The following is a 14,805-nucleotide window of genomic DNA, read 5'->3' as shown; positions in this document are numbered from 1 at the left end:
CAGCATGCTGAAGTGACTGAATCAGCATGCTGAACCGACTGAATCGGCGTGCTGGAGTGACTGAATCGGGGAGGGCCAGTCGGGGTCGGGGGTGGGCGGGGGGCGGAGGGTGGCGCGGACGACCAGGGCCATGAGGGCGATCACCACCGCGTCCCGGACCAGGACGGCGGCCAGGAAGAAGTCCGGCGGCAGGCCCTTGTTCTCGACTCCCAGGTAGTAGAACATCCGGGGCACCCAGATCAGCGCGTCGATGGTCATCCAGGTGAGCAGCAACCGCCAGCGGGGCAGCGCAAGCACCGCCAGCGGTACCAGCCAGAGCGAGAACTGCGGGCTCCACGACTTGTTGACCAGCAGCAACGCCGCCACCATGAGGAAGCACATGCCGGCCAGCCGGGGTGGCGCCGGGGACCGCCACACCAGTACCGCCAGCGCCACGCAGCACAGCACTATCAGCGCCAGCATGACCTGGTTCAGCCGGAACGGCACCTCGCCGGGCAGCAGCTCACCGTCGAAGCCGGGCCATCCGGTGAAGTAACTGAGCACGAAGTACAGCGAGTCCGGCGCGGCGGTGGCGTTCAGGCCGACGCGGAGAGTCTCCAGCCAGCCGTAGGTGTACGGCACCGCGATCGGCAGGTTCACCACCAGCCAGGTGAACACGGCGACCAGCGCCGTCCGCCGCGTCAGCATGTCGGGCGCCCTCGAGCCCGCGGCGCGCGCGTCCCGGCGCCGCCGCCAGCCGATCAGCAGCAGCGGAACGAGCAGCAGCGCGGCGTACAGCTTGGTGGCGGCGGCGACGCCGAGCAGCACGCCGGCCCAGCCCGGCCGGCGCCGGCCGAACAGGTACAACCCGCCGGCGGCGGCCGCCACGGCGAGCGCATCAGTGCCGGTGAACACGTGCAGCAGGGCCAGCGGAGACAGCGCGACCAGCGCCGCGTCCCACGGCCGGTTCGGGCGCGAGCGGTGGACCAGCCACACCACCACCAGCCAGGCCGCCGCGAGCAACCCGGCCACCAGGTCGAAGAACACCACCTCGGGCAGCCCGGTGGGCAGCACGCCGACCGCCGAGCTCAGCTCCTCGTAGCGCACCGCGACGCGCGCGGTCAGCCACAGGAAGAAGCCGGTGACCACCGGGTAGTCCATGTACTGGACGCGTTCCGGGCCGCCGGACGGGTCGGCCGCGTTCCAGTGCGTCGCGTAGGGCAGCCCGCCGGTCAGCCGGTGGTCGCCGTACAGGGTGACCACGTCGCTGTAGCACATCGCCACGTACTGCCGGCCCGCCGACCAGTCCAGGGTCAGGTGGCCGTTCGGGCCGAGGGTCTGCTGGATGCACGGCGCCTTGACCAACCAGCCGAGCGCCAATACCAGCACCGCGTACAGCAGCACCACGCGCAGCGGCGTCCAGAACCGGGCCCGGCCGACCAGGGCATGCCGGCCCAACGGCCCACCGAACGGCGCACTGGCCGACGCGGCGATCGGTTCGGTCCAGCTCGGCACGACGCGCGGCGTCGACTCCGGGGACACCGGTCGCGGAGAACTCACCCACCGAGCCTAGGTGCGCGGAGCGAGGGTGTTCCCCGCGGGCACCGGACTGGGCGCCCACCCAGCTAGCTCGTTCAGTGCATTCAGCACGGTGATTCAGTCGGTTCAGCAGGGTGGTTCAGTCAGTTCAGCCGCCAGAAGTGACTGAATCAGCCGCCCGAACCCACTGAATCACCCGCCAGAACCCACTGAATCAGCAGGTTGGGCGCGCTAGTTCTCGTCCGGGTCTCGGCTGTCCCGATCGCGGTCGCGGTCGCGGTCACGCTTCGGCTTGCCGTCCTCGTCACAGGACTCGCTGTCGCAGGGGTCGTCGCCCCGGCGCTCCTGCTCCTCGAGGCACTCTTCGTCGTCCTCGTCGCAGTCCCGGTAGCGGTCCGAGTCGGCGTCCTCCGAGTCGGACTCGTCCGAGCCCCTCGGCGCCTTGCCCAGCGCGTCGAACTTGCCGAACGTGTCCTTCGGCTTGCCCCGGGTGGCGGCGGTCATGAACTGCTGCCAGATCGTTCCGGGCACCATGCGGCCGTAGATCGGCCCACCGGCGCTGGTCTTGATCGGCGAGTTGTCGTCCGTGCCCACCCACACCGCGGTGGAGACGGACGGGGTGAAGCCGACCATCCAGGCGTCGTTGTTCTGGCCCTGGATCCGGCTCTGCACGGTGCCGGTCTTGCCGGCCACCTCGCGGCCGTCGTTCAGGCCGATCCGCGAGTAGCTCGGCACGTCGGTCATCGACTCGACCACGTTGCGGGCGACCTGCGGGTCCATCCGGTCCGGGTCGGCCTCGGTGCCGCCGTCGTACAGCGTCCGGCCGTCGGCGGTCTCCACCTTGGTGACGAAGTGCGGCTTGTAGTGCACGCCTTCGGCGGCGAAGGTGCCGAACGCCGACGCCATGTCGATCGGGTGCACCTCCTTGTCACCCAGCGAGATGCCGGCGTTGGGGTTGGCCAGCAGATCCGGCGGGATGCCGGCCTGGTGCGCGGCGGCCGCCACCGACCGGGGGCCGATCTTCACGGCCAGGTTGTAGAAGACGGTGTTGATCGAGTCGGTCATCGCCTTCTTGAGCGAGCAGTTGTCGCAGCTGATGCCCTCGGAGTTGTTCACCGTCTGCCCGGCGATGGTCTGCGGGGACGAGCCGTCGAACCGCTCACCCAGGCCGATCGGCGGGTTCTGCTGCAACGCGGCGGCCATCACGAACGGCTTGAATGACGACCCGGGCTGCTTCTTGACCTGCGCGTAGTCCAGCCCGTGGCCGTTGCTGCCGCCGTAGTAGGCGAGGATCGCGCCGGTGCGCGGGTCCACCGACACCATCGCGGTGCGCAGGTTGCTCGGCTGGGCTTTCATCACCTTCTCGGAGATCGCCACCGCCTGCTTCTGCAACGCCGGGTCGATCGTGGTGGTGATGATCAGGCCCTCCCGGTTGATCTCCTGCTCGGAGATCCCCTTGCTCACCAGCTCGGCCTTGATCTGCGTGTACAGGTGGCCGCGCGCGTCGGCCGGGATGCCTCCGGCGGTCGGCTTGGACTTCACGGTCTGCGGGAACTGCATGACCGAGCGCTGGCTGGCGTCCAGCCACCGCTGGGTGACCATGCCGTCCAGCACGAAGTTCCACCGCTCGAGGGCCTTCTGCGGGTTCTTCTCCGGGTCCCACCGGGACGGCGACTGGATCATCCCGGCCAGCAGTGCGCCCTGGGAGACGTTCAGCTTTTCCGAGTCGGTGTTGAAGTAGGCCTGGGCGGCGGCCTGGATTCCGTAGGCGCCTCGGCCGAAGTAGATCGTGTTGAGGTAGTCCTCAAGGATCTTGTCCTTGCCGTACTGCTTGGAGATCTTCGCGGCCAGCACGATCTCCTTGAACTTCCGGAACAGGGAGATCTGGTCCTGCCCGGTACTGATCTTGATGTACTGCTGGGTGATCGTCGAGCCACCGCCGACGCCGCCGGTGACCTGGTTCCACACCGCGCGCGCGATGCCGATCGGGTCGAAGCCCAGGTTCGACAGGAAGGAACGGTCCTCGGCGCTCATCACCGCGAACCGCACGTGCGGGGGCACCTGGGTGAGCGGCACGCTGCGCCGGTTCTCCCCGCCCTGCGGGCGGACCGCCGCCAGCTCGGAGTTGTCCGAGTACTTCATGATGGCGACCTGGTCGTTGGTCAGTTCCTCCGGCGTGGGGACCTTGAACACCATCCAGCCGATGGCGAACGCCAGGATCGGAACGAAGAAGCCGGCGATCAGCAGCGCCAGCAGCACGCGCCGCACGGTGCCCTTTCTCTTGGGGTGACGACCGTGGCCACCCGGGCCGGGCGGTCCGCCGTTGCCGGGCGGGCCGGGGGGAAGGGGTGGGCCGCCGTCGTCCGCGCCGGGCGGGGCGGGGTCGATGCGGGTCGGAAGGCCCCGGGGCGGCGTGGCCTCGCGCACCGGACCGACCCTCGGGCCCACCGAACGGGTGGTCACCGAGCCCTCGGCGTGGGTGAGCAGCTCCGGCTCGGCGCCGGGGCGATCGTTCTCGAACCGGCCCACGGAGGGACGCCTCCCCGGTGCCGGCGCGCCGGGCATCGGGCTGGCCTGGCCCTCGGGGCGGCCACGCGATGGGGGCGGTGGGGTCAGGGGAGGCGCGGGCCGGCCCCTGGGGCCGGGTGGCATGGGTACCCCCGGCGGCGGGCCGGCCGGATTGGGCGGAGCGGCCGCATGGCCACCCGACTGCCGGTTGCGCCGAGGCGGCTGGCCGGGCCCGACCGGGGGCCGACCGGGCGGGGGCGGTCGCTGCGGGTCGTGCCGTGGGCCGGTCACTGGCCGGCGGTCCTTCGCCGCGCCCGAGGTCGTTCCGGAGCTTCGGGGGCCCCGAGGGCGTACGACTGCACCAGATGGTTCCAGTGACAGGTGCGACACACCTCGACCACGTGCACGGTGAACTCGGGGAACGCCGCATCCATCCGGTCCAGCTCGTCCGGGGTCCGGGCGGAGCCCGACAGGTTCTTCAGGCCTTCGCCGAACACCCAGTTGACCTCGGTCAGCTTCTCTTTCCGGCAGACCGGGCAGGTCGTCTCGGACTGCTTCCCGTGGAAGCGGGCGGCGCGCAGCAAATACGGGTTGGCGTCGCACACCTGGGCGACACCAACCCGGCCAGCGTGGACATCCGCAAGCAGCGACCGCCGCTGCAATGCGTAGTCGACCATCTGTCGGGGGCTGCGCACCCGACCAATGTACGCGGATCCCGCCGGTCCTCCTCGTTGGAGGCGTACGGAGTGCTCCGTTCGGCGGAGCAGGTGCGGGGCAAAAGCGCCGGTGTTCGCCGCCAGGTGGCGGGTAATCGCCCCCCTGACGGGGGAATCGCTCGCTCTCAGCAACCCGCGGGACCAGTGACCCAGGCCACAGAGCTGAGAGCATCAATATATCGAACCGATACACTCTTGCGCAGTATCGTCATAAGGACACCGGGGTCAGGGAGGTGCGGGTGCTGGATTTCGCGGTACTCGGGCTGCTCTACGAGGCCCCGATGCACGGCTACGAACTGCGCAAACAGCTGGGTGTCCGGCTCGGCGGGTTTCGCGCGTTCTCCTACGGCTCGCTCTACCCGGCGCTGCGCCGGCTGGTGCGGGCCGGGCTCATCGTCGAGCAGGCCGAAACGCCCGAACCCGAGGACGAGGCGCGGCCGACCGGCTGGCCGCTGCGCGGCCGGCAGAGCCGGTCCCGCAACCGCCGGGTCTACGCCCTCACCGCCGAGGGCAAGGAACGGTTCGCCGAGATGCTCGCCGACCCCGGTCCACAGACCTGGGAGGACGAGGGCTTCGGCATCCACATGACCTTCTTCTCCCGCACCCCGGCGGACACCCGCATCCGCATCCTGGAGGGCCGCCGCCGCCGGGTGGAGGAGCGCCGCGAGGGACTGCGCGCCGCGCTGGCCCGGGCCGGAGAACAGATCGACCGCTATACCCGCGAGCTGCACCAACTGGGCCTGGATGCGAGCGAGCGGGAGGTGCGCTGGCTCAACGAGCTGATCGCCAGCGAACAGGCAGAGCAACGAGACACCGGCCCCGAAACACAAGGAGGAGTCGACGGTGAGTGAGGTACGAGTTGCCGTGGTCGGCGTCGGCAACTGCGCCGCGTCGCTGGTGCAGGGAGTGCAGTACTACGCCGATGCCGACCCGAAGACCCGGGTCCCCGGCCTGATGCACGTCGACTTCGGCGGCTACCACGTGCGGGACGTGCGGTTCGTCGCCGCGTTCGACGTGGACGCCAAGAAGGTCGGCCGCGACCTGTCGGAGGCCATCTCGGCATCCGAGAACAACACGATCAAGATCGCCGACGTGCCGCCGCTCGGGGTCACAGTGCAGCGCGGCCCGACCCTGGACGGGCTGGGCCGGTTCTACCGGGAGACGATCACCGAGTCGGACGACTCGGTGGTGGACGTGGCCTCGGTCCTGCGTGAGACGCGGGCCGACGTGCTGGTCTCCTACCTGCCGGTGGGCAGCGAGGCGGCCGACCGTTTCTACGCGCAGTGCGCGCTGGACGCCCGCGTGGCGTTCGTGAACGCGCTTCCGGTGTTCATCGCGTCCGACCCGGTGTGGGCGGAGAAGTTCCGTGCGGCCGGCGTGCCGATCGTCGGGGACGACATCAAGTCCCAGGTCGGCGCCACGATCACGCACCGCGTGCTGGCCAAGCTGTTCGAGGACCGGGGCGTCGCGCTGGACCGCACCATGCAGCTCAACGTGGGCGGCAACATGGACTTCCTCAACATGAAGGAGCTGGAGCGGCTGGAGTCCAAGAAGGTCTCCAAGACCCAGTCGGTCACCTCCCAGCTGTCCGGCGACATCGGCAAGGACAACGTGCACATCGGGCCGTCCGACTACGTGGCCTGGCTGGACGACCGCAAGTGGGCCTACGTGCGGCTGGAAGGCCGGGCATTCGGCGATGTGCCGCTGAACCTGGAGTACAAGCTCGAGGTGTGGGACTCGCCCAACTCGGCCGGCATCATCATCGACGCGATTCGCGCGGCGAAGATCGCCAAGGACCGCGGGCAGGGCGGTCCGGTGCTTTCCGCGTCGGCCTACTTCATGAAGTCACCACCCGAGCAGTACTCCGACTCGGAAGCCCGGGACGCCGTGGAGGACTTCATCAAGGGAGAGTAGTTGCTGGTCAGGACGCCGCACACCTAGCTGGGTGTGCGGCGTTTTCATTTCGTTATTCGTTCCGAGTTGGAACAATTCGAATCCGGGAAATTGCCGCCTCTCGCGGTGAGCGCAATCACGAAACTATATCGGTGATTCGTGACTTTGCTCATATAGGTATTCGAATTGCATTTCCTAGCTTCTTCAAGGCCTCGCGGTAACGAGCTGCCCAACCGGGCTGCCACGCGCGGCTTCCGCCGAATCCCGGCGGGTGCGCCGTGCGTGCCCATGGGTCGGCGGGGCACCTCGAAGGAGCTTGACCGCCGTGCACAGACTGACCAGCGCGACCGCGGTTATTGCCGCTGTGCTGTTCGGCACCGCACCCGCGTCCGCCACGACCGTCGCGGCGCACACCGGCGCCCGCACCCAGGCGCCGCAGACCCCCCTGCAGGTTGCCCTGCCCCTGCCGGCCGCACCGGACGCGCTCCCCGCCGGCCTCCGGGTCGCTCCGGCCCACACTCCCGTGTCCAACCTGGGCACCTTCGTCGCTCCACCGGCTCCCGCCGCTCCCGCTCTGGCGCCCGCCGTCGCTCCCGTGCCGCCGGTGGTGCCCACCCTCGGCGCGTCGGCGCTGGCCGCCGCCCGCAAGGCGCTGGGCACTCGCTACGTCTGGGGCGGCACCGGCCGGGGCGGCTTCGACTGCTCCGGGCTCATGCAGTGGTCCTACAAGCAGGCCGGCGTCTCCCTGCCGCGCAGCAGCCGGGCGCAGAGCGGCGTCGGCAAGGCGGTCGCGCGTGACCAGTTGCAGCCCGGCGACCTGGTCTTCTTCTACTCGCCGGTGAGCCACGTGGGCATCTACGTCGGCGGCGGCATGGTTCTGCACGCCCCCCAGACCGGCGACGTGGTCAAGATCAGCCCCATGAGCCGCATGCCCTTCCACAACGCCCGCCGCGTCTAACCCCACCCCCGTTGAGTCGGGGATTCGTGCACGGTGAGTCGGGGATTCGGGCACGGCGAGTCGGGAGTTCGGGTACAGCGAGTCGGGGATTCGGGTACGGCGAGTCGGGAGTTCAGGTACAGCGAGTCGGGCGGGCGTCGGCCGGCACTTGAAACGGTGCCTGTTGAAGGGCCGCCTGGAAGGCGCCGCTTGGTCGGTCGACCACCGCTCGAGTACAACCGCGGGCTTTTAGATCGACATCAACCTCACACACCTTCCAGAGCCGAGATAGGTGTGTGAGGTTGATGTCGATCTTCGTTTGGCGAGCGGGCCGGTCGAGAAGTCGGCCAGGACGGCACACCGGCAGTCCGTTCGCTACGAACCGCAATAGCCAGGGTTGCCTCCGGACGAGCCCGCGCCACGCTTGCGCGCCGAGCGCTCGCCCAGCCCGGTTCGATCATGGAGTAGATCGGACCGCGCGAGCGCGCGATGAAGACGAGCGCGATCAGCCACCCGCGCTCCAATCACGGTCTTCAACCGGGGCCCAAACGCAACGGCCCGCCCTCGGGCCACGGGAGACCGCCCGGCCGCGCGCAACCCTCGGCAAACGGAGCGCGAACCGGACGTGACAAGCCCTGCGCCGGCGACGGTGGCCCGGCGGTCTCCAGCCCCTTCAACATTCGATATACCGCAGGTAGACCCGCCTGATACAGAATTCGGCGCCCGCGTTTCAGGGCGCCGATCCGCAAGATCGGAATGACGGGGTGTTCACCTCTCGTTCATTCAGAAGTCTCTCAGTATTTACTCCTGTCGGATGAGGTCAGCGCTAAGCGTTCACCGAACCCAGGAGCCCGCGTGCCACCACAATCCGCGCCCGAGCCTGCCCGCGTGCCGACCGGGCGGTCGGCGATCACCTGCGCGTACCGCTGCGCGTCGGCGTGCGCGCACGACGCGCCCAACCGCTCCCTGAACCCGACCTTCCAGTCCCTCAACCGGCGATCGGTGATCAAGACCGGCGCGCTGCTCACCCTGGTCGGCGTCGGCGGCGGCGCGTTGGCCGCCTGCGGCGGCGGGCCCTCTGGAACCGGGAACGGGACCGGCGGCCCGGGCACGAGCACACCCCCGGCGCCGGGCACCGCGTTCACCCCGGTCGCGCCGAACACCCAGGACGCGGTGGTGGTGCCCGAGGGCTACACGAACTCGGTGGTGATCCGCTGGGGGGACCCGATCCTGCCCGGCGCGCCCGCGTTCGACTTCGCCAAGCAGACTCCGGACGCGCAGGCCGGCCAGTTCGGGTTCAACAACGACTACTGCGCGCTGGTGCCGCTCGGCCCGGACCGCTGGGCGATGTGGAGCAACCACGAGTACGTCACGCCGGAGTTCATGTTCACCGGCTACAACAAGGACAACCCCACCGAGGACCAGGTGCGGATCAGCTGGAACGCGGTGGGCGGCAGCGTGGTGGCGGTCCGCCGGGGCGCGAGCGGCGCGCTCGAGGCAGTCCCCGGTGACCCGCTGAACCGGCGGATCACCGCGCTCACCCCGTTCCGGCTGACCGGGCCGGCCGCCGGCAGCGCGCCGATGCGCACCGCCGCCGACCCCGAGGGGCGCACGGTTCTGGGCATGCACAGCAACTGCTCCGGCGGGCTGACCCCGTGGGGCACGATCCTGTCCGGCGAGGAGAACTTCCACGGGCTGTTCGGGAACGCCTCGGCGGTGACCGAACCGACCGCCGCCGCCCGGATCAAGCGCTACGGCATCACCACCGGGGCGTCGCTGACCAAGTGGGAGCGGTTCGACGCGCGCTGGGACCTGGCCCGGGAGGCCAACGAGGTCAACCGGTACGGATACATCGTGGAGATCGACCCCCAGGAGCCGACGTCCACGCCGGTCAAGCACACCTCGCTGGGCCGGCTCAAGCACGAAGGCGCGAACATCCGGCTGGCGGCGGACGGCCGGGCGGTGGCGTACATGGGCGACGACGAGCGGTTCGAGTACCTGTACAAGTTCGTCTCCCGGGACGCGCACCGACCGGGCGACCGGGCGCACAACAAGACCCTGCTGGAAAACGGCTCGCTGTACGTGGCGACGTTCACCGGCCCGGCACCGGCGCCCGGCTCCGGGCAGCACGCGGGCGGCGGCACCTGGATCCAGCTGACCGAGAACGGGGTGAGCAAGGTTCCCGGGATGAGCATCGAAGAGGTGCTGGTGTTCACCCGGCAGGCCGCCGACAAGGTGGGCGCGACCAAGATGGACCGCCCGGAGGACGTCCAGCCGCACCCGAGGTCGGGGAAGGTGTACGTCGCGCTGACCAACAACACCGACCGGGGCGCCGCCGGCAAGGCCGGCCCGGATGCCGCCAACCCCCGGCCGGCCAACAAGCACGGCCAGATCCTGGAGCTGACCGAGCGCGGCGACGACCCGACCGGTACCGCGTTCGACTGGTCGCTGCTGCTGGTGTGCGGCGACCCGGCCGCGCCCGACACCTACTACGGCGGCTTCGACAAGACCCAGGTCAGCCCGATCTCCTGCCCGGACAACGTGGACTTCGACTCGCACGGGAATCTCTGGATCTCCACCGACGGGAACGCGCTGAAGTCGAACGACGGGCTGTTCGTGGTGCCGTTGGAGGGGCCGGAACGCGGCCACGTGAAGCAGTTCCTCACCGTGCCGATCGGGGCGGAGACCTGCGGACCGGTGGTCATGGACAGCTTCGTGCTGGTCTCCGTGCAGCATCCGGGCGAGACCGACGACGCCAGCGCCGACAAACCGTCCTCCCACTGGCCCGACGGCGGCACCAGCCAACCCCGCCCCGCCGTCGTCTGCGTCACCCGCGACGGAGGCGCCCCCATCGGGGCATGAGCCAACGCCCGGGCCGCCCGCACACACGTATTGGCGCCGGCGCGGCGCGGGATTGACGGCATGATGGCCGGCGTGGCGGAGATTTGGGAGATCACCCCAGGTAGGTCGCGGTCGGTCAGCCCGGAGAACTTCACCGGGGCGAAGGGCGCCGGGGGGATGGCTACCGAGGGGACGGGAGCGCCGGCGAGCCGCGAGCTGGGGCGGGGGTGGAAGGTCTCGCCGTCGATCGAGCTGGCGGCGGGAACGACCGCCACCCTCGCCGAGGTCGCCGGGCCGGGCGTCATCCAGCACATCTGGCTGACCACCGACCGGCGCAACCTGCGTGGTCTGGTGCTGCGCATGTACTGGGACGACTCGCCCGAACCCTCGGTCGCCGTGCCGCTCGGCGACTTCTTCTGCAGCGGGTGGCCCGGCGAGCTGGCGCTGCTGGGTTCGGAGATGATCGTGGTCGCGCCGGCGGGCGGTTTGAACAGCTACTGGCCGATGCCGTTCCGCTCCCGCGCCCGGATCACCCTGGAGAGCACGCTGGACTACGGCGTGATGGTGTACTACCAGGTCAGCTACGTGTTGCGGGACGTCCCGGACAGCGCCGGCTACCTGCACGCGAGCTGGCGGCGGGCCAACCCGCTGGGCGATCCGGCGGTGCACACCCTGCTGGACACCGGCGCGGGTCAAGCCGACGTGGCCGCGGCGGCCACCACCGGGAGCGGCGTGGCCGGGCGGTACGTGGGCACCTATATGGCCATCGAGCCGGGTGACGCGGGTTGGTGGGGCGAGGGCGAGCTGAAGTTCTACCTGGACGGCGACGGCGAGTTCCCCACAATCTGCGGCACCGGCACCGAGGACTACTTCGGCGGCGCGTGGAACTTCGACCTCGCCGGGCGGTACGTGCCCTACGCCACCGCCCGGCTCGGGCTGCCGCAGGTGTTGCCGCCGGACCGGATCTACCAGCCCTACCAGCGGTTCGGGATGTACCGGTGGCACACCGCCGACCCGATCTGTTTCGACCGCGACCTGCGAGTGACCGTGCAGGCCCTCGGCTGGCAGTCCGGCGGCCGCTACCTGCCGCTGACCAGGGCGGACATCGCCACCACCGCGTACTGGTACCAGGCCCGGCCGCGCGCGGTGGCCGCGCCGGCGGCGAGCCAGCTGGTCACCGCGCCGCAGGTGGTGCCGGTGGGACCGAGCACGGTGGCCACCGGCTTGCGGGCGCGCATCCAGTCCCTGCTCACCCGCAAGCCCTGGCGCCGTTAGAGGACCACGTTGACCAGACGGTTGGGCACCACGATGACCTTGCGCGGGGTGCCGCCGGCCAGCAGTTCAACGATCTTCTCGTCGGCCAGCGCGGCGGCTTCCACGGCTTCGCGGTCGGCGTCGGCGGGCACGGTCACCCGGGAACGGACCTTGCCGTTCACCTGGATCGGGTACTCGGCCGTCTCGGCCACCAGGTAGGCCTCGTCGGCCACCGGGAACGCCGCGAAGGCCAGCGACTCACCGTGTCCCAGCAGTGACCACAGCTCCTCGGCGATGTGCGGGCACATCGGGGCCAGCAGCAGCACCAGCGGCTCGGCCACCGAGCGCGGCACGGCGCCGGGCCCGAACCGCTTGGTCAGGTGGTTGTTCAGCTCGATCAGCTTGGCGGCGGCGGTGTTGTAGTGCAGCGCGGTGTAGTCCTCGCGCACGCCGGCGATGGTCCGGTGCAGCAGGCGCAGCGTGTCGTCGTCGATTTCGCTGGATTCGACCACCTGGGGCGAGCCGGTCTGCTCGTCCACCAGCAGCCGCCACAGCCGCTGCAGGAAGCGCGCCGAGCCCACCACGTCCCGGGTGGACCACGGCCGCGAGACCTCCAGCGGCCCGGTGGACATCTCGTACAGGCGGAAGGTGTCCGCACCGTACCGGTCGCACATCTCGTCCGGGGTCACCACGTTGCGCAGCGACTTGCCCATCTTCCCGTACTCACGCTTGACCGGTTGGTCGTTCCACGTGAAACCATCGCCGGCTTCCACGACCTCCTCCGCCGGCACGTAGGAACCGCGCGCGTCGGTGTAGGCGTAGGCCTGGATGTAACCCTGGTTGATCAGCCGGCGGAACGGCTCCTCCGAGGACAGGTGGCCCAGGTCGAACAGCACCTTGTGCCAGAACCGGGCGTACAGCAGGTGCAGCACCGCGTGCTCCACGCCGCCCACGTACAGGTCGACGCCGCCGGGGTCGCTGGCGCCGTGCCCGGACGGGTCCTTGCCCATCCAGTAGACCTCGACCTCTTCGCCGACGAACCGCTCGCCGTTGGTCGGGTCCAGGTAACGCAGCGGGTACCAGCACGAACCCGCCCACTGCGGCATCGTGTTGGTCTCGCGTCGGTACTTCTTCGGGCCGTCGCCCAGGTCCAGCTCGACGTTCACCCAGTCGCTGTTGCGGGACAGCGGGGGCTCCGGCTGGGTGTCCGCGGCGTCCGGGTCGTAGCTGCGCGGGGAGTAGTCGTCGATCTCCGGCAGCTCGACCGGCAGGGCCGACTCGGGCAGCGGAACCGGGCCGTACTCGTCGTGCACGATCGGGAACGGCTCGCCCCAGTAACGCTGCCGGGAGAACAGCCAGTCGCGCAGCTTGTACTGCACCACCGACTCGCCCGCGCCGCGCGCGGCCAGCCAGTCGATGATCGTGCGCTTGGCCTCGTCGACTTCCAGGCCGTTCAGGCTGACCTCGTCGTTGGCCGAGTTGACCGCCGCGCCCGCGCCGACGTAGGCCTCGCCCTCCCAGTCCGCCGGGGGCTGCACCGTTCGGATGATCGGCAGCCCGAACGCCTGGGCGAAGTCCCAGTCGCGCTGGTCCTGCCCGGGCACTGCCATGATCGCGCCGGTGCCGTAGCCCATCAGCACGTAGTCGGCGACGAACACCGGGATGCGCTGGCCGTTCACCGGGTTGGTGGCATACCCGCCGGTGAACACGCCGGTCTTGTCCTTGTTCTCCTGCCGGTCCAGCTCCGACTTGCGGGAGGCCGCCGTGCGGTAGCTCGCGACTGCCTCGGCCGGGGTGGCCGCTCCGCCGGTCCAGCGGGGGTCGACCTCGGCCGGCCACTCGGCCGGGGCCAGCGAGTCGACCAGGGGGTGCTCGGGCGCCAGCACCATGTAGGTGGCGCCGAACAGCGTGTCCGGCCGGGTGGTGAACACCTCGATCCCGGCGGATGTAGCAGATTTCCACGCAGAGCCGCTCTGCGTGGAAATACGCAACGGGAAGCGGACCAGGGCGCCCTCGGAGCGGCCGATCCAGTTGCGCTGCATGGACTTGATGGAGTCCGGCCAGTCCAGCCGGTCCAGGTCGTCGACCAGGCGATCGGAGTATGCGGTGATCCGCATCATCCACTGCTTCAGGTTGCGGCGGAACACCGGGAAGTTGCCGCGCTCGCTGCGGCCGTCGGCGGTGACCTCCTCGTTCGCCAGCACGGTGCCCAGCCCGGGGCACCAGTTGACCGGCGCCTCGGCCAGGTAGGCCAGCCGGTAGGAGTCGATCAGCTCCCGGCGGCCGGCCTCGTCCCGTTCCGACCAGGCCGGGGTGACGGTCCGCACGCCAGACTCGAACTCGGAGCGCAGCTCGGCGATCGGGCGGGCCTTGCCGGCGGCGGTGTCGTACCAGGAGTTGTAGATCTGCAGGAAGATCCACTGCGTCCAGCGGTAGAACTCGACGTCGGTGGTGGCCACCGAGCGGCGGTCGTCGTGCGCCAGGCCCAGCTGCCGGATCTGCGCGCGGTAACGCTGGATGTTCTCCTCGGTGGTCTTGCGCGGGTGCGTGCCGGTCTGCACCGCGTACTGCTCGGCCGGCAGCCCGAAGGCGTCGAAGCCCATGGCGTGCAGCACGTTGTGGCCGGTCATCCGCAGGAAGCGGCCCAGCACGTCGGTGCCGATGAAGCCCAGCGGGTGCCCGACGTGCAGGCCGGAGCCGGACGGGTACGGGAACATGTCCAGCAGGTAGACCTTCTGCCCGCGCTGCTCGACCAGCGCGGGGTCGGCCAGCGGCCCGGACGGGTTGGGCGCCCGGAAGGTGCCGTGCGCCTCCCAGTGGTCCTGCCACCGGCGCTCGATCTGCCCGGCCAGCGCCGCGGAGTACCGGAACGGCGGGATCTCCTCGGCCGCTTGCCCGTTACCTGGGTTGCCGGCGGACACGGTCTCCGCCGTTTCGGTGCTCATGTTCTCTCCGGTCCTCCACGATTGGGCCGCGCGAGCTGATGCCGGCTGACCGGGGAGACCGAGTGACGGCCCAGCGCCCAGGCGTACCGGATCGGCCGCGCTGAGTCGACGCTCCTCGAGCGCTCAGCGCGGCTAGGTAAGCAGCAAGCGGGCCGCTGGCACACCTTCAGGGTAGCCGCTCGCGCAGCCTTTA

General features: G+C 70.1%; 9 protein-coding genes. 5 read left to right on the top strand and 4 right to left on the bottom strand.

The genetic code is table 11. From position 1 onward, the window contains the following. Nucleotides 1-21: 21 nt before the first annotated feature. From ABEB12_RS00640 to ABEB12_RS00630, 3 genes are all read right to left on the bottom strand, one after another. A complete protein-coding gene (locus tag ABEB12_RS00640; protein WP_185058430.1) occupies nucleotides 22-1,539 on the bottom strand; it encodes a glycosyltransferase 87 family protein in 1,518 nt (505 codons plus the stop codon). Nucleotides 1,540-1,749: 210 nt separating this feature from the next. Then, a complete protein-coding gene (locus tag ABEB12_RS00635; protein ID WP_345702453.1) occupies nucleotides 1,750-4,047 on the bottom strand; it encodes a transglycosylase domain-containing protein in 2,298 nt (765 codons plus the stop codon). 266 nt (nucleotides 4,048-4,313) lie between these two features. Continuing rightward, entirely contained in the window at nucleotides 4,314-4,721 is a 408-nt protein-coding gene (locus tag ABEB12_RS00630; protein ID WP_345702452.1) for a DUF5318 family protein, read from the bottom strand. Nucleotides 4,722-4,981: 260 nt separating this feature from the next. On the opposite strand from ABEB12_RS00630, the gene ABEB12_RS00625 reads away from it, so the two are divergent. The 5 genes from ABEB12_RS00625 (at nucleotide 4,982) to ABEB12_RS00605 (ending at nucleotide 11,688) form a co-directional block, all read left to right on the top strand. Continuing rightward, on the top strand, nucleotides 4,982-5,593 hold the full coding sequence (locus ABEB12_RS00625; protein WP_185058428.1) for a helix-turn-helix transcriptional regulator: 612 nt from the start codon (nucleotides 4,982-4,984) through the stop codon (nucleotides 5,591-5,593). Then, nucleotides 5,586-6,656 (top strand): inositol-3-phosphate synthase, encoded by a 1,071-nt coding sequence (locus ABEB12_RS00620; protein ID WP_185058427.1) that lies wholly within the window; start codon nucleotides 5,586-5,588, stop codon nucleotides 6,654-6,656. Before ABEB12_RS00625 ends, ABEB12_RS00620 begins: the two co-directional genes overlap by 8 nt. A gap of 304 nt (nucleotides 6,657-6,960) precedes the next feature. Then, complete coding sequence (locus ABEB12_RS42015) at nucleotides 6,961-7,593, top strand: C40 family peptidase (RefSeq protein ID WP_425572174.1); 633 nt, start codon at nucleotides 6,961-6,963, stop codon at nucleotides 7,591-7,593. A gap of 867 nt (nucleotides 7,594-8,460) precedes the next feature. Then, nucleotides 8,461-10,434, top strand: coding sequence for a PhoX family protein (locus ABEB12_RS00610; protein WP_345702451.1), 1,974 nt, complete (start codon nucleotides 8,461-8,463; stop codon nucleotides 10,432-10,434). Between the two features lie 72 nt (nucleotides 10,435-10,506). Next, a complete protein-coding gene (locus ABEB12_RS00605; RefSeq protein WP_345702450.1) occupies nucleotides 10,507-11,688 on the top strand; it encodes a glycoside hydrolase family 172 protein in 1,182 nt (393 codons plus the stop codon). On the opposite strand, the gene leuS is transcribed toward ABEB12_RS00605, so the two are convergent. Continuing rightward, the gene (gene leuS, locus ABEB12_RS00600; protein WP_185058424.1) at nucleotides 11,685-14,612 is read right to left on the bottom strand and encodes a leucine--tRNA ligase; all 2,928 of its coding nucleotides are present in this window, start codon (nucleotides 14,610-14,612) and stop codon (nucleotides 11,685-11,687) included. The genes ABEB12_RS00605 and leuS overlap by 4 nt on opposite strands. Nucleotides 14,613-14,805: the final 193 nt, after the last annotated feature.

Origin of the sequence: Actinospineispora eucalypti (genome assembly GCF_039543365.1) — a bacterium.
GTDB classification, from domain to species: Bacteria; Actinomycetota; Actinomycetes; order Mycobacteriales; family Pseudonocardiaceae; genus Pseudonocardia; species Pseudonocardia eucalypti.
Note: the sequence above shows the minus strand (reverse complement) of the source record. Positions and strands in the feature narration are given on the sequence as shown.